This window comes from Mycobacterium rhizamassiliense (assembly GCF_900157375.1).
GTDB classification, from domain to species: domain Bacteria; phylum Actinomycetota; class Actinomycetes; order Mycobacteriales; family Mycobacteriaceae; genus Mycobacterium; species Mycobacterium rhizamassiliense.
This window is the reverse complement of sequence record NZ_LT721901.1, coordinates 3,932,737-3,952,247: the sequence shown is the minus strand read 5'-3', so window position 1 is coordinate 3,952,247 and position 19,511 is coordinate 3,932,737. Positions and strand designations below refer to the sequence as shown.

Below are 19,511 nucleotides of genomic sequence, written 5' to 3'. Positions count from 1 at the left end.
GTCTACATGCTTAAGCGGATGCTGCGCTAACCAGCTGCCGGTGAGTGCGGGACGACGCCATTCCTGCGCGGCAGCTTCGTGAACTGCCCCCACTCTTCCGAACTCAGCTCGCTGCCCGCTGTGTCCTCGACGTCGGCACCGTCTTGCGGCACCGGCGCCCAGTGGTCGTAGTCGTCCGGTGGAACAGCCACGCCCCAAACGAGCGGCACTGACAAGGAGCCAAGCAACCCCGACTCACCCCGAACGGCTAACACAGAATCATCTGGCAACGGCGAACCGAGAGGCAATAACATGCCGCCCCCTTCCACGCCTGATCTGTACTGCCGAACTCAGCGGCTAAGAAATCACCGCCGAGCCCGAGGTAATCGTAAATCAAACCTGGGGAAAAACTATGGGAATTCGTTATTTTCCTTCTGTTGAATATGGATCGGCGGCAAGCGCCGCGCGGATCACGCGCTGCCAGTATGTGATTCAGCTAATTTCGGTACTTTTAGTATCATAGGTAAGCGATTAACCTGCGAAAGCCCTTGCTGGGCAATGTGTTCCGCCGTCTTTGGCAATCGGGGCAATCCTGCCGCCGGGTCGCGAAATCCTGGCCGAAATCGCGGGCCGGGCGGGGTTAGATTTCTGTCAACGCGCGCGTTCAATTCGGGTTTACGGTTCCGCGGGGATCGTAATTCGCAATGGCCAATTCTGCATTTCCTGATTTGGTACGCCGGTGCCATTGATCCAAGCGAAATAGGAAAATCTCCGAATGACGGGGCCCGATCGCCCCCGGGCCGCTGTCCGGGCACCCTGGGTGCCGGATCGCGTTGCGGTAGAGCGGTATTCGGGGTCGGCAGCGGCGGACTTGCCGTCAGCCGGCTTCGGTCCGCGGCACCACGCGGGGCCGCGTCTGCACCACATGCTTTGCGTGCGGCCCGCCGCGGCCCGCCGCACCGGGGATGCCCGGGCGGGCGCCGGGACCACGGGACGCGCCCGACATCACGGGCACACCCGCGGGGCCTGCGCTGCCGGTGGGCGTAACCGAGACGCCCGGCAACACGCCGATTCGGGTTGGGAGCGACCCCTGCCAGGTCGGGGGAACCGAGATGGCCCCCACGAACCGCGCCGACCCCAAACCGGCCGACATCGCCGAGCCGAATCCCCCACTGCCACCGAGCGCTTGCATGGCCGGGGCGGTCGATCCGACCAGCCCGGGACCGTCGGCGGCGAGCACACCCGCCGCACCAGCCACACCCGCCGCACCCGCCACGGACGCCACGGGCGTGGCGCCGTGCGCCAGCGCCATCATCGGCGGCAATACCCCGCTGGCCGGATACACCCCGAGCTGGGCCACCGAGACCAGCGACGACACCGGCACCGACGAGACCAACGACCCCACCTCGGTGATGGCGGACTGCGCAACGGAAACCAACGGCGCAAAGCTCGGGCCCAGCAATGATCCGATCGACGACACGAAATTCGACAGCGGCGCCGTGAACAAACCCGCGAGACCCGTCGGCGCCGAGGTGATCGTCGGGAGTGCCGCGGCCACCGACGATGCTCCCGCGTGATAGCCGAACATCGCGAAGACATCCTGAATCCACATCTCGATGTACTCGAGTTCGGTGGCGAAGATGGCCGCGGTGTTCTGGCCCAGGATGTTCGTCGCGACCAATGTCATCAACGTCGTCCGATTCGTCGCCACCGCCGTCGGGTGCACCGTGGCCGCAAAAGCGGCTTCGAACGCCGAGGCGGCCACCTGCGCCTGCATCGCCGCGCCTTCGGCGTGGCTCACCGCCGCGCCCAGCCACTGCAGGTAGGGCACCGCCGCCTGGGCCATCGCGTCGGCCGAAGGGCCCGTCCAGTTACCGCTGGTCAGGCCCGATATCACCGAGCTGAACGACGACGCGGACAACGACAGATTCGATGCCAATTCGGCCCAGGCCGCGGCGGCCGCGAACAGCGACCCGGCTCCAGCACCACCAAACATCAGGCCAGAATTGATCTCCGGGGGTAGAAACATGAACTCCGGAACCATCGCAACCCCAGTACATCCAACTCAGCAACGGCTCCCCGACGACCACAAACACCCCGACAGTCACCAGCGGCGACCGGAAACGCCATTATTGCGTCGATCTTAAGGCTCCGGCGGGCTAAAAATCCGCGCTTTCGCGCAAACAATCCGCGCGAGTTGGGCTAACTGCCCTTGAGCCGCACCGCCAGGTAGTCGGCGACGGCATCGATCGCGACCCGCTCCTGCGTCATCGCGTCGCGTTCGCGCACTGTGACGGCGTTGTCGTCCAGGGAGTCGAAATCCACGGTCACGCAGTATGGCGTGCCGATTTCGTCCTGGCGCCGATAGCGTCGGCCGATCGCGCCGGCGTCGTCGAAGTCGATGTTCCAGGACTTGCGCAATTCGGCGGCCAGATCGCGGGCCTTGGGGCTCAGGTCCGCGTGTCGCGACAACGGCAGCACCGCGGCCTTGACCGGCGCCAGCCGCGGGTCGAGCCGCAGCACCGTGCGCTTGTCCATGCCGCCCTTGGCATTCGGCGCCTCGTCCTCGGTGTAGGCGTCGATCAGAAACGCCATGAACGACCGGGTCAGCCCCGCCGCCGGCTCGATGACGTACGGCGTGTACCTGGTGTCGGTGACCTGGTCGTAGAACGACAGGTCGGCACCGGAATGCTTTGCGTGCGTTGACAAGTCGAAGTCGGTTCGGTTGGCCACGCCTTCCAGTTCACCCCACGGGTTGCCCTGGAAGCCGAATTTGTATTCGACGTCGACGGTTCGGTCGGAGTAGTGCGACAACTTTTCTTTGGCGTGCTCGTAGAGGCGCAGGTTCTCCGGATTGATGCCGAGATCGATGTACCACTGATGGCGGGCGTCGATCCAGTACTGGTGCCACTCCTTCGCCGTCGAGGGCTCGACGAAGAATTCCATCTCCATCTGCTCGAACTCGCGGGTGCGGAAGATGAAGTTCCCCGGGGTGATCTCGTTGCGGAAGCTCTTGCCGATCTGGGCGATACCGAACGGCGGCTTGCGGCGGGCGGTGGTCACCACGTTGGCGAAGTTGACGAAGATGCCCTGCGCGGTCTCGGGGCGCAGATAGTGCAGCCCCTCCTCGGTCTCGATGGGCCCGAGATACGTCTTGAGCATCATGTTGAACTCGCGCGGCTCGGTCCACTGGCCCGGCTCGCCGGTCTCCGGGTCTCGGATATCGGCCAGCCCATTGGGTGGCGGATGCCCGTGCTTGGCCTCGTACGCCTCGATGAGGTGGTCGGCGCGGTAGCGCTTGTGGGTGATCAGCGACTCGACCAGCGGGTCGTTGAAGACCTCGACGTGGCCGGAGGCCACCCAGACCTGACGCGGCAGGATGATCGACGAATCGAGCCCGACGACGTCGTCGCGGCCGGTGACCACCGTGCGCCACCACTGCCGCTTGATGTTCTCCTTGAGCTCAACGCCCAGCGGCCCGTAGTCCCAGGCGGACTTGGTTCCGCCGTAGATCTCGCCAGAGGGAAAGACGAAGCCCCGCCGTTTGGCCAGGTTGACGACGGTGTCGATGACGGACGCCACGGGGTAGTCCACTCCCTTTCTCCGATAAGGCAGACAGGTGCGGCCGCGACGGGCCGCACGAAAAACCTCAGTCATGGTATCGGCCGCGGCGGTGGTCTTTGACATGCGTCATCATGCATGTGACAGTGGAAGTCGTTCCCTACTGTGGGGACTGCTCCTATCCGGCACTTTCTTGAGGTGATGACGCTCGCATGGTGATGTCCTCCTCAACGCCGACCGTTGCCCATGAACATGGTGGGTCTGGTACCGGGGGCCATTCCCGATTCGTCGAATACCCGGTGCCGCCACAGCGCGAGATCCTCGACGCCGCCGGCGAGCTGCTGCGCGCGCTGGCCGCGCCCGTGCGCATCGCCATCGTGCTGCAACTGCGCGAGTCGCACCGCTGCGTCCACGAACTGGTGGACGCCCTCGGGGTGCCGCAGCCCCTGGTCAGCCAGCACCTGAAGATCCTCAAGGCCGCCGGTGTGGTCACCGGGGAACGGTCCGGCCGCGAAGTGCTCTACCGGCTGGCCGACCATCACCTGGCGCACATCGTCGTCGACGCCGTGGCGCACGCCAGCGAGGACACCCCGTGAGTCGCGCCGCCGACGATGCAGAGCGAAGCGATGAGGTGGGGGCACCTCCCGCTTGCGGGGGAAAGCGGCGCCGATGGCAGAAGTGACGGTTCGCTCCACCCGGCAGCGGGCGGCGATCGCCTCCCTGCTGGACACGCTCGACGAATTCCGCTCGGCCCAGGAGCTGCACGACGAGCTGCGCCGCCGCGGCGAGAACATCGGGCTGACCACCGTCTACCGGACGCTGCAGTCCATGGCCGCCGCCGGAATGGTCGACACGTTGCGCACCGACACGGGCGAATCTGTCTACCGCCGGTGCTCCGAGCACCACCACCACCACCTGGTCTGCCGCGCCTGTGGCGCCACCATCGAGGTGGGCGGCCACGAGGTCGAAGAGTGGGCCGCGCAGGTGGCCGCTCAGCACGGCTTCACCGACGTCAGCCACACGATCGAGATCTTCGGGACCTGTTCGGAGTGCCGGTCCTGAGCCATTAGGTGCGCCAATGCCCGGCCAGCCGGGCGCTCGCGTTAGGAAACCAGCGCGTGGCGCAGTTGGGCGCCCGCGTCGAGCACCAGCAGGATCAGCGTGCGCAGGGCGTCGTCGGTCAGGCCGGCACCGGGAAAGTTGTACCGCTGCATGACATCCGCGGTCTTGCGGGTCTTGCCCCTGTCCTTCTCGACCAGGGTCACCGTGCCGAAGTTGCTGTCGTGCGCCTGCTTGGCCACCCGATCGCTGATCTTCTTGGTCAGCGGCAGATCCCACGCCACGATCTGGGTGAGCGACACCAGGTCCAGGTCCTCGGCGATGTTCACCACCCGCAGCGAGGCGAAGGTGCCATCGTGGTGAACCGTTATGGCGCCGTCGGATTCGTGTTCGACGGGCAACACGTCGCGAAAGATGGAATCCAGCCGCTCCTGCAGTGATGGCACTATGCGCTCCCGAACCGTCGATTGCGGTCCGCATACTCCTCGCAGGCCGCCCATAGATCGCGACGGTCGTAGTCGGGCCACAGCTTGTCCTGAAAGATGAATTCGGCGTACGCCGCCTGCCACAACATGAAATTGCTGGTGCGCTGCTCCCCCGAGCTCCGCAGAAACAGGTCGACGTCGGGGATGTCGGGGCGCTGCAGATGGTGCGCGATCGTCGCCTCGTTGATGCGCTCCGGGTTGAGCCGGCCCGCGGCGGCCAGGCGTGCGATTTCCCGTGTGGCATCCGCGATTTCGGCGCGGCCGCCGTAGTTGACGCAGTAGTTGACGGTGATGACGTCGTTGTGCTTGGTCATCTCCTCCGCGATCGCCAATTCGTTGATCACGCTGCGCCACAGGCGCGGCCGCGAACCCACCCAACGGATATTGACCCCGATCGCCTGCAGGTTCACCCGGCGCATGCGCACCACGTCGCGGTTGAAACCCATCAGGAAGCGGACCTCCTCGGGCGAGCGCTTCCAGTTCTCGGTGGAGAAGGCGTAGAGGCTGAGCCACTTGATCCCGATTTCGATTGCACCACAGACGATGTCGATGACGACCGCCTCGCCCGCCTTGTGACCGTCGGTTCGGGTCAAGCCCTGCTTGGTGGCCCAGCGGCCGTTGCCGTCCATCACGATGGCCACATGATTGGGCAATCGCTCCGCCGGGATCTGCGGCGCGGCCGCCTTCGAAATGTGTTGCGGTGGCCGGCGTGGGCCACCGTCGGCGGAGGGCGGCAAGTCCGGGAACGGCACCGGCCACGTCGACTTGTCCGGAAAGGTCGGATAGTCGTCGGGCGCGGCGGGTAGTTGCGGGAAGTCGATGGACCTTCCCTTTCGCTCCTTAACCACAAGCCTCATCCTGCCCGATCAGCGCGGCCCGCTGATCGGCGATGGTGCGGTCGACCCGATAGTTGCGCTCCACCAGAGGCAGGGTCTTGAGCTGTCGTTCCAGATGCCATTGCAGGTGTGCGGCCACCAATCCGCTGACGTGGCTGCGGTGAGACTGCGGCGCCTCGGCCGCCGCCTCCCAATCGCCGTCGTGCAGCGCGGACATCAATTCCAGGACACCCAGCGGCGGCGTGGTCGAACCGGCCGGGCGGCAATGCGGGCAGACGCTGCCCCCCGCGGCGATGTGAAACGCCCGATGCGGGCCTGGTGTGGCGCAGCGGGCGCACTCGGTCAGCGCCGGCGCCCACCCGGCGATGCCCATGGCCCGCAGCAGGTAGGCGTCCAGCAGCAGGTCGCGGGGGCGGTTGCCGTCGGCCACCGCCCGCAGCGCGCCCACCGTGAGCCGATGCAGGGCAGGCGCGGGCGCCCGTTCCTCACCGGCGAGGCGTTCGGCGGTTTCCAGCATCGCGCACCCACAGGTGTATCGGCCGTAGTCGTTGACGATGTCGGTGGCGAACGCGTCGATGGAAACGACCTGGGTGACGATGTCGAGGTTGCGGCCGGGGTGCAGCTGCACGTCGATGTGCGCGAACGGCTCCAGCCGGGCGCCGAATTTGCTGCGGGTGCGGCGCACGCCCTTGGCGACCGCGCGAACCAGTCCGTGGTCACGGGTCAACAGGGTCACGATCCGGTCGGCTTCGCCGAGCTTGTGCTGGCGCAGCACAACTGCCCGGTCTCGATATAGCCGCATCTCAACAGTTTTGCACCCCGCCGCGACATCGCGGGTATCCGCGCCGATAGTCTCGTACCCCGTGATTGGCGCTTCTGGGTCTACTTTCGGGTCCCCTTCCGGGTCCCGTGGCCAGCGCCTGCCCACACTGACTGACCTGCTCTATCAGCTGGCCACCCGCAGGGTGACGTCCGACACTCTGGTGCGGGAGTCGCTGCACGCGATCGACGAAAGCCAGTCGACGCTGAACGCGTTCCGGGTGGTGCTCACCGAGTCCGCCCTGGCCGACGCCGCGCGGGCCGACCGACGGCGCGCCGCCGGCGACACGGCGCCGTTGCTGGGCATACCGATCGCGGTCAAGGACGACGTCGACGTTGCTGGCGTGCCCACGGCGTTCGGCACCGATGGGCACGTCCGGCCGGCGACCCAGGACGCCGAGGTGGTCCGCCGCCTCAAGGCCGCCGGCGCGGTGATCGTCGGCAAGACCAACACGTGTGAGCTGGGGCAATGGCCGTTCACCAGCGGCCCCGGCTTCGGGCACACCCGTAACCCGTGGTCGCGCCGCCACACCCCGGGCGGATCGTCGGGCGGCAGCGCGGCCGCGGTGGCCGCGGGCCTGGTCACCGCCGCGATCGGCTCGGACGGGGCCGGCAGCGTACGCATCCCCGCGGCGTGGACCCATCTGGTGGGCATCAAGCCGCAGCGGGGCCGGATCTCCACCTGGCCGTTGCCGGAGGCGTTCAACGGCATCACGGTCAACGGCGTGCTGGCCCGCACGGTTGCCGACGCCGCCCTGGTGCTCGACGCGGCGTCCGGCAACGTCGAGGGCGACCGGCACAAGCCGCCGCCGATCACGGCGTCGGAGTACGTGGGCAAGGCGCCGGGCCCGCTGAACATCGCCCTGTCGACCCGGTTCCCCTACACCTTCTTTCGCGCCAAGCTGCATCCGGAGATCCTGGCCGCGACCCGCGCCGTGGGCAGGCGGCTCGAACAGCTCGGCCACACGGTCGTCACCGGCAACCCCGACTACGGCGTGCGGCTGGCGTGGGACTTCCTGGCCCGGTCCACGTCGGGTTTGCGGGACTGGGAGGAGCGGCTCGGCGACGGCGTCGTGCTGGACCCGCGCACGATGGACAATCTGCGGACGGGCCATTTTCTGGGGCAGGCGATCTTGCGCAACACGCGGCTGCACGAACCCGCGCTGCAGCGCCGGGTGGGTTCGATCTTCGACATCGTCGATGTGGTGCTGGCGCCGACGACCGCCCAGCCACCGCCGCTGGCGCGCTACTTCGACCGGTTCGGCAGCTTCGGTACCGATCGGGCGATGATCCAGGCCTGCCCGGTGACGTGGCCGTGGAATGTGCTGGGCTGGCCGTCGATCAACGTGCCGGCCGGGTTCACCTCCGACGGCCTGCCGATCGGTGTGCAGCTGATGGGACCCGCCAACAGCGAGGGCATGCTGATCTCGTTGGCCGCCGAGCTGGAGGCGGTCAGTGGCTGGGCGACGAAGCAGCCGCAGGTGTGGTGGGACCACGACCACATCCGCCCGCACGATTAAGGTGCGCTAAAAACCAAGTCGGCCAAGCTGTTTCGGATCGCTTTGCCAGTTCTTCGCCACCTTGACCCGCAGGTCCAGATAGACCTTGGTGCCCAGCAATTTCTCGATCTGGCCGCGGGCCGCCGTACCCACCTCGCGCAGCCGGGCCCCGCCCTTGCCGATGATGATCCCCTTCTGGCTGTCCCGCTCGACGTAGAGCAGGGCGTGCACGTCGATCAGGTCGTCGCGGTCCTCGCGCTCGTTGACCTCGTCGATGACCACCGCCAGGGAGTGCGGTAGCTCGTCGCGCACGCCCTCGAGGGCGGCCTCGCGGATGAGCTCGGCCATCAAGACCTCCTCGGGCTCGTCGGTCAGCTCACCGTCGGGGTAGTAGGCCGGCCCGGGCGGCAGCGTCGCGGCCAGCACGTCGATCAGCACGTCGACCTGCGTGCCGGTGGTCGCCGATACCGGGACGATCTCTGCGGCGTCGCCCACCAGTTCGGCGACCGCGACCAGCTGGGCGGCCACCCGGTCTCTGGGCACCTTGTCGATCTTGGTGACGATGGCGACCAGCGTGGTTTTCGGGGCCACAGAACGGATCTGCTCGACGATCCAGCGATCGCCCGGCCCGATCGCCTCGTCGGCCGGGATGCACAACCCGATGATGTCGACCTCGGTGTAGGTGTCGCGGACCAGATCGTTGAGCCGCTTGCCGAGCAGGGTGCGCGGCCGGTGCAGCCCGGGGGTGTCGACCAGGATGACCTGGAACTCGTCCCTGTGCACGATGCCGCGAATGGTGTGCCGCGTGGTCTGCGGGCGCTTCGAGGTGATGGCCACCTTGGTGCCGACCAGGGCGTTGGTCAGCGTCGACTTGCCGGTGTTCGGCCGGCCCACGAAACACACGAAGCCCGAACGGAATTCAGTCATGGTCTTCCCGTTCGGATCCGTTGGTCTCGACCGGGCTCAGCAAGACGGTGCCAATGCGCACCCGCCCGCGATGGTCGGGCCCACCCTCGGCGTGCAGCCGCAGCCCGTGCGACACCACCTCGGCGCCCGGCAGCGGGACCCGGCCCAGCTCCAGGGCCAGCAGGCCGCCGACCGTGTCGACGTCGAGGTCGTCGTCGAACTCCACGCCGTACAGCTCGCCGACATCCTCGATCGGCAGCCGCGCCGACACCCGAAAACGCTTGTCGCCCAAGTCTTCTATGGGGGCCTTCTCCTCGTCGTCGTACTCGTCGGCGATCTCGCCGACGATCTCTTCCAGCACGTCTTCGATGCTGACCAGGCCCGCGATCGCGCCGTATTCGTCGACCAGCAGCGCCATGTGGTTGCGGTCACGCTGCATTTCCCGCAGCAGCGCATCCAGCGGCTTGGAGTCGGGCACGAACACCGGCGGACGCATCACCTCCGCCACCGTGATGTCCCGGCCACCGCCGGCCGACAGGAACGTCTGCTGGACAAGGTCTTTGAGGTAGACGACGCCGACGACGTCGTCGACGTTCTCGCCGATCACCGGGAGACGGGAATGGCCGCTGCGCACGGCCAGGTTGGTCGCCTGGCTGGCGAACTTGTCGCTTTCGATCCAGATCATCTCGGTGCGCGGCACCATCACCTCGCGGGCAGGGGTATCCCCGAGCTCGAAGACGGACTCGATCATCCTGCGCTCGTCGGCGGCGACGACGCCGCGCTGCTGGGCCAGGTCGACGACCTCACGCAACTCGATCTCGGACGCGAACGGCCCGTTGCGCAGGCCGCGGCCCGGCGTGATCGCGTTACCCACGACGATCAGCAACCGGCTGACGGGCATCAGCAGCCACGAAATCGCCTGCAGCGGAAGGGCCATCACCAGCGCGATGGAATACGCGTGCTGGCGACCGAGGGTGCGCGGGCCCACCCCGATGACGACGAAGCTGATCAACACCATGATGGTCGCGGCGCCGAACAACCCCCACTTCAGGCCGAAGTTGTCGTAGAGGAACACCACCAACAGCACGGTCGCGGTGATCTCGCAGGTGTTGCGCAGCAGGACGCAGAGGTTGATGTAGCGCGGGCGGTCGACCATCACCTTGGCCAGGGCGTGGGCGCCGGGCCGCTCGTCGCGCAGCATCTCCTGCACCCGCGCCAGCGACACCGTGCTGATGGCGGCGTCGATCGCCGCGAACAGGCCGCCCAAACCGATCAGCGCGATCGCGCCGAGCAGCTGACTGATTCCGGTCAAAGGTCGAAATTCCTTGACTTGTCCAGCAACCGGCGGTCCTTTTCGTCCTGACGGTCCAGCCGGTAGGCCTCGACCTGCTCGGCGACCCACTCCTCGAGCAACCGGTTCTGCAGGGCGAACATCTCCTTCTCCTCGTCCTGCTCCGCGTGGTCGTAGCCGAGCAGATGCAGCACGCCGTGAACGGTCAACAGCGCCAGCTCATGTCCGAGGCTGTGGCCCGCGGCGGCGGCCTGCTCAACGGCGAATTCCGGGCACAGCGCGATGTCGCCCAGCATCGACGGCCCCGGCTCGGGCGCGTCGGGGCGGCCGCCCGGCTCGAGCTCGTCCATCGGGAAGCTCATCACGTCCGTCGGCCCGGGCAGATCCATCCAGCGCATGTGCAGGTCGGCCATCGCCGCGGTGTCCAGCAGCACCATCGACAGCTCGGCACCCGGGTTGACGTCCATCTTGGCGATGACGAACCGCGCGACGCTGACCAGTTCGGCTTCCGAGACGTCGATGCCGGACTCGTTGGAGACTTCGATGCTCATAGGACGCTCACCGCACGATCATCGACGACTGCGGGCGCTCGACGCGCGCCGAGCCGCCCGGTTCGTCCCCGAGCCCGGCTCCTCATGCCTGGCGTAGGCGTCGACGATCTCCGAAACCAGCCGGTGGCGTACCACGTCGACGCTGGTGAGCTCCGCAATATGGATGTCGTCGACGTTGTCCAGGATGTCGATCGCCGACCGCAGGCCGGACCGCGCGCCGCCGGGCAGGTCGATCTGGGTGATGTCGCCGGTGACCACGATCTTGGAGCCGAATCCCAACCGGGTGAGGAACATCTTCATCTGCTCGGCGGTGGTGTTCTGCGCCTCGTCGAGGACGATGAACGCCGAATTCAGTGTGTTGTGCGTTAGCAGGAAATCCTCGGTGACGTAGAGCGAATCCTCGGCGGCGACCTGAATGCAGACCGCCTCTTCGGTACCTGCGGGCTCGATCCGATCAATGAAGCGCATGGGCCTGGCACCGCGCGCCGCGTCATACTTCGCGGCCTTGCGCTGCAACCGGAAAGGAACCAATCCCTCCGGAAGCCGAATGTCGAGGATGTGGGAATCATACCGATGGCGCACTTCCCTTCCGCCTGCCAGGCCGGGTGCACGGCCCGCAGCTGGTCGGGTGCGGGGGTAGACGACCCCACCCAGCGACTGAACCAGGAAAATCACATCGTCGCGGAGTCGATCTGACACGGTCGTAAATTGAATCCGACACGTGCGCGCTTGCTGGGTGACCGGGCCGCCATCGGAGTCGAGTAACCCCTGCAAGACCGCAAGTCGCACGTCGGGCGAATTGAGGAGGTAATTCCTCGGGACGAACTTGGTATCCGACCGTGTACCGGCAAGGTCAAGCTGACGAAGAGCAGCAGTGACGGGATTTGCTCGTGTCGTCGGCCCACCGGGACGACGGATTCGGTTGAGTATGTAATCAACCGCGGACTTGCGCCGCACCTCGATTCCGGGAATTAGACGTCCCAAGGCTTCGGCCAGTTCAGGATCGTTCGTCGCAAAGCTCGGTGTCGTCGCACATGTCAAACAGCCATCGCCGAGCAGCAAACCCAGTGCGTACGGGTGCAACGGCACGGCCCGCGCCGCGAAAGCCACTGGAGCACTGAGCAACGGCAACTCGTAACGGCGGTAGTGCGCCGCCCGAAGGTTCCCGATCATCTCCTTCGTCTGCAGCACGCGTGCCGGTTTACCTCGGCGCCGGTCAGACCGCGTGTAGACGGACCAAAGGTGGTCGCCCGAAGCGAGTGTCGACGAACGGTCCTGCGTGTAAATCCGATAAATCTCTTTGAACCCCTGCGGATGGACGCCGAGTATTTCGGTCGGTTGCCCGTCGGACCCGATTACGTAGTCCCCAACCATAAGCTCACCGATTGGCCGAAACCCGCTGGGAGTAAGAACTTTCGTGAATACGGGCTGGGCGCGGCCCCGCATATACGCCAGCGGGGCGACCTCGATGACGCCGGCGGACATCAGCTTCGGGACCAGTTCGGGATCCATCATGTCGTACAGCGCGTCATACAGCGGCCGCAGGTACGGATCGATCTTCTCGCTCAGCGTGCCGGGCAAAAAGCCAAGGCGCTCACCGGCTTCCACCGCCGGGCGGGTCAAGATGATGCGGCTGACCTGCTTGCTCTGCAGGGCGTGGACGGCCTTGGCCATGGCCAGATACGTCTTGCCGGTGCCGGCCGGCCCGACCCCGAACACGATGGTGTTGGCGTCGATGGCGTCGACGTAGCGCTTCTGGTTGAGCGTCTTGGGCCGGATCGTCTTGCCGCGGCGGGCCAGGATGTCCAGCGTGAGCACCTCGGCCGGCGACTCGTCGCCGGTGCCGGCGAGCATGGCGACGCTGTGGCGCACCACTTCCGGTGTCAGCGGCTGACGGGCGGCGACGATCGCGATCAGCTCCGAGACGGCCCGCTCGGCCAGCGCGACGTCGGCCGGTTCGCCCGACAGGGTGACGGTGTTGCCGCGCACATGCAGATCGGCGTTCAGCGTGCGCTCCAGCGCGCGGAGGTTTTCGTCGGCCGAACCCAGCAAGCCCATGACGAGATCGGGCGGAACGTCGATGCTGCTGCGAACCTGAGCGTCGGCCTGCAGGGCCCCAGATGCGTCAGCGGCGCTGGTCTCGCGTGGCGTCACGTGGTTCTCGATGCCTGCCTTCTCGCTCGTCTCCGGTGTATACGGCCGTTTTAGTCTACGCCGGGGGCTGTGGTTGGTCAGCTCTCTCCCACCTCGCCCGGCCCGACCTCGCCGGGCTGGTCCCATCGGGGCGTGAGCACGCCGAGCGCCCCCAGCGCCACCGCGGCGGCGGTCGTCGTCCGCAGCACCTGCGGGCCCAGCCGGACCGTGACGGCGCCCGCTTCGGTGAACGCGTCGACCTCCTCCGGCGCGATTCCCCCTTCGGGGCCGATGAGAAGCGTCAGCGAATTCGCTTGCGCGACAGCAACATCCGCGAGCCGGCTGGTCGCCGACTCGTGCAGGGCCAGCACCACCGCGCCGGCGGCCACGTCGTCGCGGATCCGCTGCGTGAGCGCCGATGTCGAGAGCACGCCGTCGACGGGCGGGATGTATGCCCGCCGGGATTGCCGGGCCGCCGACCGGACCACGGCCCGCCACCGGCGCAGGCCCTTGCCGACGCGGGCGCCCTGCCAGCTGGCCACACAGCGGGCCGCCTGCCAGGCCAAAAACGCGTCGGCGCCGGCCTCGGTGGCCAATTCGATCGCCAGCTCCGAGCGCTCGGATTTGGGCAGCGCCTGCACCACCGTCACCGGCGGCCGGCCGGGCGCCACGCTCCAGCGCGCCAGCACCCGGGCCGACAGCCCGTCGCGCCCGGCGGACTCGACCTCGCAGTGCGCCATGGCTCCCGCGCCGTCGCCGAGCACCAGCTGCTCGCCGGGCCGGATCCGGCGCACCGTCGCGGCATGAAAACCTTCGTCACCTCCGACGACGGCTAGCCCACCGGTGTCGGGCAGTGCATCGACGTAGAACAGCGTCGCCACCATGTGCGGCCCCTGTGCGGCTAGCGCCCGCTGAAGGTCTCGCGCAGCCGGCTGAACAGTCCGCCGCTGCCGTTGTGCGTCGAGCGGACCTCGGCCACGTCGCGGCTGCGACGAGTCTTCAGCTCGCGCAGCAGATCTGCGTCCTGATGGTCGAGCCGGGCCGGGACCACGACCTCGACGTGCGCATGCAGGTTGCCGCGGGCGGTGGACCGCAGCGGCGGCATGCCGTGGCCGCGCAGCGTGATGATCGCGCCCGGCTGCGTGCCGGGGGGAACGACGATCTCGCTCACGCCGTCCAGGATGGCGTCGACGGTGACCGTGACACCCAGCGCCGCGTCGACCATCGGCACCGCGATGGTGCAGTGCAGGTCGTCGCCGTCGCGCACGAAGATGTCGTGGGCCTGCTCGTGGACCTCGACGTAGAGGTCACCGGCCGGTCCTCCCCCGGGCCCGACCTCGCCCTGGGCGGCCAGCCGCACCCGCATGCCGTCGCCGACACCGGCGGGGATCTTGACGCTGATCTCGCGCCGGGACCGCACGCGGCCGTCGCCCATGCACTGGTGGCACGGGTCGGGGATGACCACGCCGACACCGCGGCAGGTGGGGCACGGCCGCGCCGTCATCACCTGGCCCAGCAGCGAGCGCTGCACGGTCTGCACCTCGCCGCGGCCCCCGCAGGTGTCGCATGGGATCGGCGCGGAATCGCCGTTGGTGCCCTTGCCCTGGCAGCGGTCGCACAGCACCGCGGTGTCGACGGTGACCTGCTTGGTCACGCCGGTGGCGCACTCCTCGAGGTCCAGGCGCATCCGCAGCAGCGAGTCCGAACCCGGCCGGACGCGGCCGATCGGGCCGCGCGACGTCCCGCCCCCGCTGAAGCCGCCGCCGAAGAACGCCTCGAACACGTCGCCCAAACCGCCGAAGCCACCGAACCCGCCCGCCCCAGCGGCCGCGGCGTTCTCCAGCGGATCCCCGCCCAGGTCGACGATCCGGCGCTTCTCCGGGTCGCTGAGCACCTCGTAGGCGGCGCTGATCTCCTTGAACTTCGCCTGCGCGGCCTCGTCGGGGTTGACGTCCGGATGCAGCTCACGAGCCAGCTTGCGGTACGCGCGCTTGATCTCCGAATCGCTGGCGTTTCTGCTCACGCCGAGCAGCCCGTAATAGTCGCGTGCCACGCTGACTCTCTCCTAGAAGGGGGTTACGCCGCGCCCGTTATTTCGGAGCGGCCGTCCACAAGCTTTGCAGGTGCGCGATCATCGGGCACCAAGGACCTCGCCAATATAAAGAGCAACTGCGGCGACGCTGGCGATAGTTCCCGGATAGTCCATCCGGGTGGGCCCCAGCACACCCATGCCGCCGTAGACGGTGTCGGCATTGCCGTAGGAGGTGGACACCATCGAAGTGCCCGCGATCTGCTCCACGGCAGTCTCGTGACCGATCCGCACCGTCACTTTGCCGGCCTCCTGCTGGGCGGCCAGCAACCGCAGCACCACCACCTGCTCCTCGAGGGCCTCCAGAATGGGCCGCAGCGAGCCGCCGAAATCCGCGGCGTTGCGGGTCAGGTTGGCGGTACCGCCCATCACCAAGCGTTCTTCGGTGTGTTCCACCAACGACTCCAGCAACACCGTCGCCGAACGGCCCACGGCGTCGCCAAAGCCGCCGGCACCGTCGAGCTGTCCGGCCAGGTCGGCCACCGCGACCGAGGCGGCCGAGAGCCGCTTGCCCACCAGCGCTTGCCCGAGCATCTCCCGCAATCGGCCAAGCTGGTGGTCGTCGATGACGTCGCCGAGTTCGACGACGCGCTGATCGACGCGGCCGGAGTCGGTGATGACGACCATCAGCAGCCGGGCCGGGGTCAGGGCGATGACCTCCAGGTGGCGAACCGTCGAGGTCGACAGCGTCGGGTACTGGACGACGGCCACCTGGCGGGTCAGCTGGGCGAGCAGCCGCACCGCGCGGCGCAGCACGTCGTCCAGGTCGACGCCGGACTCCAGGAAACCCTGGATCGCGCGCCGCTCGGCCGACGACAGCGGCTTGACGTCGTCGAGCCGGTCGACGAACTCACGGTAGCCCTTCTCGGTGGGGACCCGCCCGGAGCTGGTGTGCGGCTGGGTGATGTAGCCCTCGGCCTCGAGCACGGCCATGTCGTTGCGCACGGTCGCGCTGGACACGCCGAGGTTGTGCCGCTCGACGAGCGACTTGGAACCGATCGGTTCCTTGGTGGAGACGAAGTCCGCAACGATCGCGTGCAGCACCTGGAAGCGACGGTCGTCCGCACTTCCCATTGGCCCTACCTCCTTGATCGCGTCCATTTTACGGTCTCGGCGGGTATTGACCGCGCACAGCCGAAGAGAGTCGCGCGCCGTCGGCAACTTCTCCGACTAGCCTATCCAGCATGTATTTGTCGGGCCGGGGTCTGGAGAGGTTCCGGGCATGATCTTCAAGGGCGTGCGCGAAGGCAAGCCGTATCCGGAACATGGGCTCTCGTACAAGGACTGGTCCCAGATACCGCCACAGCAAATCCGCCTCGACGAATTGGTCACCACGACAACGGTGCTCGCGCTCGATCGCCTGCTGTCGGAGGACTCGACCTTCTACGGCGACCTCTTCCCGCACGCGGTGCGCTGGAAGGGCGTGATTTATCTGGAGGACGGCCTGCACCGGGCGGTGCGGGCGGCGCTGCGGAATCGCATCATTTTTCACGCCCGGGTATACGACATGGACGTGCCGCTGAGCGAGCAGATCCAGGGTTCGGGTTCGACCTTCGGGCACTGAGGCGGCCACCCGCCGGTCACGTTTGCCGGCCGCCGGGTGTCGACGTAGTGAGGGCCGATGACGGCCCGCACGCCGTTCGAAAGGATCGCCATGTCGCGCCTTCAGGGAGTCTCCGACCACGACGCCGGGCTGGGTGCCAAGATCGCCTTCTTCTTCACCCGACGCAAGCTCGCCCAGATGACCGGCCTGGAGACGGCCGGGATGCTCGAACCGCTGCGGATGTACGCGCACATTCCCAAGCTGCTCAGCGCGTACGGCAAGTTGGAGCAGGCCGAGTCCAAGCTCGATATCCTCAGTCCCCGCCACCGCGCGCTGGCCGAGCTGAAGGCGGCGACGACGGTGCGCTGCGAATACTGCATCGACCTGGGCTCGCAGATCGCCCGCCGGTGGGGGCTCACCGACGAGGAACTGCTGGCGCTGGGGAACTACCGCGACGCGCCGTGCTTCTCCGACGTCGACAAGCTGATCCTTGCGTACGCCACCGCGATGAGCCGGACCCCGGTCGAGGTGACCGACGAGCTGTTCGACGCGTTGCGCGCGCACTTCGACACGGCGCAGCTGGTCGGCCTCACCCACGTCATCAACCTGGGCAACCTGCGGGCGCGGTTCAACCTCGCGCTCGGCATCGGGTCGTCCGGCTTCTCCGGCGGCCAGGTGTGCGCCCTGCCCGACGGCGACGGCGCGTGACGGCTTCCCTTGCCGCCCGCTTCGAGGCGGCCAGGCCACGGCTGGGCGCCATCGCCTACCGCATGCTGGGCTCGATCGACGACGCGCAGGACGCCGTGCAGGAGGCGTGGCTGCGGCTGGAGCGGGTTTCCGGTGCGGGCATCGCCAACCTGGACGCGTGGCTGACCACCGTGGTGGCCCGCATCTGCCTGAACACGCTGCGCGACCGGCACGCCCGCGGCCGCGAGGAGCTGGTGGCCCAGCTGCCCGACCCGATCGTGGACGCGCCCGGCGAATCCGACCCCGAGCATCGGGCGCTGCTGGCCGACGCGGTCGGCCTGGCGTTGTTCGTCGTGCTCGACACGCTGCCACCGGCGGAACGCCTGGCGTTCGTGCTGCATGACGTGTTCACGGTCCCGTTCGACCAGATCGCGGCGATCGTCGACCGCACGCCCGAGGCCACCCGCAAGCTGGCCAGCCGCGCGCGCCGGCGCATCGAACAGGCCGAGCCGGTTCCCGACGCCGACCTCGCCGCGCAGCGCGCGGTGGTCGACGCGTTCTTCGCGGCGGGCCGCACCGGTGACTTCGACCGGCTGCTGTCGGTGCTAGACCCCGACGTGGTGTTGCGCGGCGACATCGGCGCCAGCGCCGGCCTGGTCCGCGCCGAGGGGGCTGCGGCGGTGGCCAAGCTGGCCCGCGGCTACGCGGGCCCTGAGCGCGAGGTGCGGGCCGCGACCGTCAACGGCGCCGCCGGCGCGGTGGTGTTCCTCGCCGGCGGCGCCGTTGCGATCATGGCGTTCGTGGTGCGCGACGGCCGGGTGGCCGCCATCGACGTGCTGGCCGATCCAGCACGCATCGGCCGGATCGACGTGAGCGCGGTGACCGGCTAGTTCGTCTAGTTCGTCGCCGACGCCGCTTGGATCAGGGCGATCGCCGCGTCGTGCTGCAGCACCCAGTTGCCGTTCTGGTTGACGAACAGGAGCTGCTTGGTCACCGGCCCGGCGAACTTCGGACCGCCGATGGCGACCTGGGCGGTGGCCTGAGTCGGGCCGGCCGGCGCGATGTTGGTCACCGTGAAGGTCTCCGGGAAGTTGCCGTTCCGGTAGGCCTTGCGCAGGTCGTGGTCGGCGACGTGGCCCTCGTCCGGGGTGATGCCGTTCTCGACCAGGCTGGTCTTCGTCGAGTATCCGACGCCGGGATCGGTGGCCTGGTTGCACAGGTTGGCCAGCTGCTCCGGGCTGGGCAGTTGTCCCGGCGCGCCCGCCGGCGCCGGAGGCGGGGGCGGTGGCGGCGGGTCCTGCGGCAATGCCGGCCCGTTGGGCAGACCCACGGCGGCCAGTTGGACCTGGTCACCCGGTGCTGCGACGGAAGTGATGGCGGCGGCTGCGCCGCCGATGACGGCCAACGCGGCCATGCTGGTAACGACCGATTTCATGTGTCTCCCCTTCGACGCGTCTGAACGTACCTGAACTGGATCAGTGTCCAGCGGCCTGCAGCAGTTCCATGGCCGACGCGCGGGACAGCATCCAGCTGCCCTGGTTGATGAACGTGACGTTCTGCGTCACCGGGCTCGGAATCTTCGGGCCCGACACCGCGACGTCGGCGGTGGCCGATCCGTTGGCGGTCGGCTGGATGTTGGTGATGTTGAACGTCAGCGGCAGGTCGCCCTTCTGGGCCGCCTTCTGCAGCTTGTGGTCGGCGATGTGCGCCTCGGTCCCGCCGATGCCGCCCTCAACCAGGTTGCTCTTGCTGGCGAACGGAACGCTGGGGTCGGCGAGGGTGTTCAGCAGCCCCGTCAGCTGGTCCGACGTCGGGACATTGGCGGCCGGCGCCGGAGCGGGGGCCGGCGGCGGGTCCTGCGGGAGCGGCGCGCCGACCGCGGCGAGCTGTACCTGCGCTGCACTAGTACCCGGCAGCGACGCGATCGACGTCACGCCGACGGCCGCGGCGCCGATGGCGCCCAGGGCTGCCACACCGGTGGCGATGGCTTTGACGGACTTCATGGTTCCCCCTTTGCTGGCCATGGGATGTACGCAGCCGCGCCATCGCATGGTGTAGTTGATGCAATTGTGC

At 67.9% G+C, this 19,511-nt stretch carries 19 protein-coding genes and 4 pseudogenes; 6 read left to right on the top strand and 17 right to left on the bottom strand.

Annotated features, from left to right (window positions below):
* Positions 1-128: 128 nt before the first annotated feature.
* The 3 genes and pseudogenes from MRAB57_RS29660 to MRAB57_RS19100 all read right to left on the bottom strand — a co-directional run.
* Positions 129-293, bottom strand: a pseudogene (locus tag MRAB57_RS29660) (hypothetical protein); the annotation flags it as partial.
* Between the two features lie 563 nt (positions 294-856).
* Positions 857-2,023 (bottom strand): PPE family protein, encoded by a 1,167-nt coding sequence (locus MRAB57_RS19105; RefSeq protein ID WP_077088737.1) that lies wholly within the window; start codon positions 2,021-2,023, stop codon positions 857-859.
* 158 nt (positions 2,024-2,181) lie between these two features.
* On the bottom strand, positions 2,182-3,573 hold the full coding sequence (locus MRAB57_RS19100; protein WP_077088736.1) for a glycine--tRNA ligase: 1,392 nt from the start codon (positions 3,571-3,573) through the stop codon (positions 2,182-2,184).
* Between the two features lie 179 nt (positions 3,574-3,752).
* Between MRAB57_RS19100 and MRAB57_RS19095 the strand changes: the two genes are divergently transcribed.
* Positions 3,753-4,136, top strand: coding sequence for an ArsR/SmtB family transcription factor (locus MRAB57_RS19095; RefSeq protein WP_077088735.1), 384 nt, complete (start codon positions 3,753-3,755; stop codon positions 4,134-4,136).
* A gap of 73 nt (positions 4,137-4,209) precedes the next feature.
* On the top strand, positions 4,210-4,602 hold the full coding sequence (locus tag MRAB57_RS19090) for a Fur family transcriptional regulator (protein WP_077088734.1): 393 nt from the start codon (positions 4,210-4,212) through the stop codon (positions 4,600-4,602).
* A gap of 41 nt (positions 4,603-4,643) precedes the next feature.
* Here the strand turns inward: MRAB57_RS19090 and MRAB57_RS19085 are convergent, their stop codons facing one another.
* The 3 genes from MRAB57_RS19085 to recO are packed head-to-tail and all read right to left on the bottom strand — an operon-like array spanning position 4,644 to position 6,722.
* The gene (locus MRAB57_RS19085) at positions 4,644-5,045 is read right to left on the bottom strand and encodes a hypothetical protein (RefSeq protein ID WP_077088733.1); all 402 of its coding nucleotides are present in this window, start codon (positions 5,043-5,045) and stop codon (positions 4,644-4,646) included.
* Positions 5,045-5,932: a decaprenyl diphosphate synthase gene (locus MRAB57_RS19080; protein WP_245835959.1), complete on the bottom strand. Its 888-nt coding sequence runs from the start codon at positions 5,930-5,932 to the stop codon at positions 5,045-5,047. Before MRAB57_RS19080 ends, MRAB57_RS19085 begins: the two co-directional genes overlap by 1 nt.
* Complete coding sequence (gene recO / locus MRAB57_RS19075) at positions 5,925-6,722, bottom strand: DNA repair protein RecO (protein ID WP_077088731.1); 798 nt, start codon at positions 6,720-6,722, stop codon at positions 5,925-5,927. The genes MRAB57_RS19080 and recO overlap by 8 nt, the downstream gene beginning before the upstream one ends.
* A 61-nt stretch (positions 6,723-6,783) precedes the next feature.
* Between recO and MRAB57_RS19070 the strand changes: the two genes are divergently transcribed.
* Complete coding sequence (locus MRAB57_RS19070; protein WP_077088730.1) at positions 6,784-8,259, top strand: amidase; 1,476 nt, start codon at positions 6,784-6,786, stop codon at positions 8,257-8,259.
* Between the two features lie 6 nt (positions 8,260-8,265).
* On the opposite strand, the gene era is transcribed toward MRAB57_RS19070, so the two are convergent.
* The 9 genes and pseudogenes from era to hrcA all read right to left on the bottom strand — a co-directional run bounded on the left by era (position 8,266) and on the right by hrcA (position 16,282).
* Positions 8,266-9,165, bottom strand: a complete 900-nt coding sequence (gene era / locus MRAB57_RS19065) for a GTPase Era (protein WP_077088729.1) — start codon at positions 9,163-9,165, stop codon at positions 8,266-8,268.
* Positions 9,158-10,456, bottom strand: a complete 1,299-nt coding sequence (locus tag MRAB57_RS19060; RefSeq protein ID WP_077088728.1) for a hemolysin family protein — start codon at positions 10,454-10,456, stop codon at positions 9,158-9,160. Before MRAB57_RS19060 ends, era begins: the two co-directional genes overlap by 8 nt.
* Positions 10,453-10,986 (bottom strand): rRNA maturation RNase YbeY, encoded by a 534-nt coding sequence (ybeY, locus tag MRAB57_RS19055; protein ID WP_077088727.1) that lies wholly within the window; start codon positions 10,984-10,986, stop codon positions 10,453-10,455. The genes MRAB57_RS19060 and ybeY overlap by 4 nt, the downstream gene beginning before the upstream one ends.
* 18 nt (positions 10,987-11,004) lie before the next feature.
* Positions 11,005-11,343: pseudogene (locus tag MRAB57_RS29245) on the bottom strand (PhoH family protein); the annotation flags it as partial.
* 279 nt (positions 11,344-11,622) lie between these two features.
* Positions 11,623-12,159, bottom strand: a pseudogene (locus MRAB57_RS29535) (LAGLIDADG family homing endonuclease); the annotation flags it as partial.
* A gap of 261 nt (positions 12,160-12,420) precedes the next feature.
* Positions 12,421-13,140, bottom strand: a pseudogene (locus MRAB57_RS29240) (PhoH family protein); the annotation flags it as partial.
* 77 nt (positions 13,141-13,217) lie between these two features.
* Positions 13,218-14,003, bottom strand: a complete 786-nt coding sequence (locus MRAB57_RS19045; RefSeq protein ID WP_077088726.1) for a 16S rRNA (uracil(1498)-N(3))-methyltransferase — start codon at positions 14,001-14,003, stop codon at positions 13,218-13,220.
* A gap of 17 nt (positions 14,004-14,020) precedes the next feature.
* Positions 14,021-15,172 (bottom strand): molecular chaperone DnaJ, encoded by a 1,152-nt coding sequence (gene dnaJ / locus MRAB57_RS19040; protein ID WP_077088725.1) that lies wholly within the window; start codon positions 15,170-15,172, stop codon positions 14,021-14,023.
* A 78-nt stretch (positions 15,173-15,250) separates the two neighbouring features.
* Positions 15,251-16,282 (bottom strand): heat-inducible transcriptional repressor HrcA, encoded by a 1,032-nt coding sequence (hrcA, locus tag MRAB57_RS19035; RefSeq protein ID WP_077090695.1) that lies wholly within the window; start codon positions 16,280-16,282, stop codon positions 15,251-15,253.
* A gap of 148 nt (positions 16,283-16,430) precedes the next feature.
* Between hrcA and MRAB57_RS19030 the strand changes: the two genes are divergently transcribed.
* From MRAB57_RS19030 to MRAB57_RS19020, 3 genes are all read left to right on the top strand, one after another.
* Entirely contained in the window at positions 16,431-16,772 is a 342-nt protein-coding gene (locus tag MRAB57_RS19030; protein ID WP_077088724.1) for a type II toxin-antitoxin system VapB family antitoxin, read from the top strand.
* Between the two features lie 90 nt (positions 16,773-16,862).
* Entirely contained in the window at positions 16,863-17,459 is a 597-nt protein-coding gene (locus MRAB57_RS19025; protein WP_077090694.1) for a carboxymuconolactone decarboxylase family protein, read from the top strand.
* Positions 17,456-18,328 (top strand): sigma-70 family RNA polymerase sigma factor, encoded by an 873-nt coding sequence (locus tag MRAB57_RS19020; RefSeq protein WP_077088723.1) that lies wholly within the window; start codon positions 17,456-17,458, stop codon positions 18,326-18,328. Before MRAB57_RS19025 ends, MRAB57_RS19020 begins: the two co-directional genes overlap by 4 nt.
* Before the next feature lie 5 nt (positions 18,329-18,333).
* Here MRAB57_RS19020 and MRAB57_RS19015 read toward each other — a convergent pair whose 3' ends face one another.
* Both MRAB57_RS19015 and MRAB57_RS19010 read right to left on the bottom strand, forming a co-directional pair.
* Complete coding sequence (locus tag MRAB57_RS19015) at positions 18,334-18,873, bottom strand: MTB12 family secreted protein (RefSeq protein WP_077088722.1); 540 nt, start codon at positions 18,871-18,873, stop codon at positions 18,334-18,336.
* 40 nt (positions 18,874-18,913) lie between these two features.
* Positions 18,914-19,441: an MTB12 family secreted protein gene (locus tag MRAB57_RS19010; RefSeq protein WP_077090693.1), complete on the bottom strand. Its 528-nt coding sequence runs from the start codon at positions 19,439-19,441 to the stop codon at positions 18,914-18,916.
* Positions 19,442-19,511: the final 70 nt, after the last annotated feature.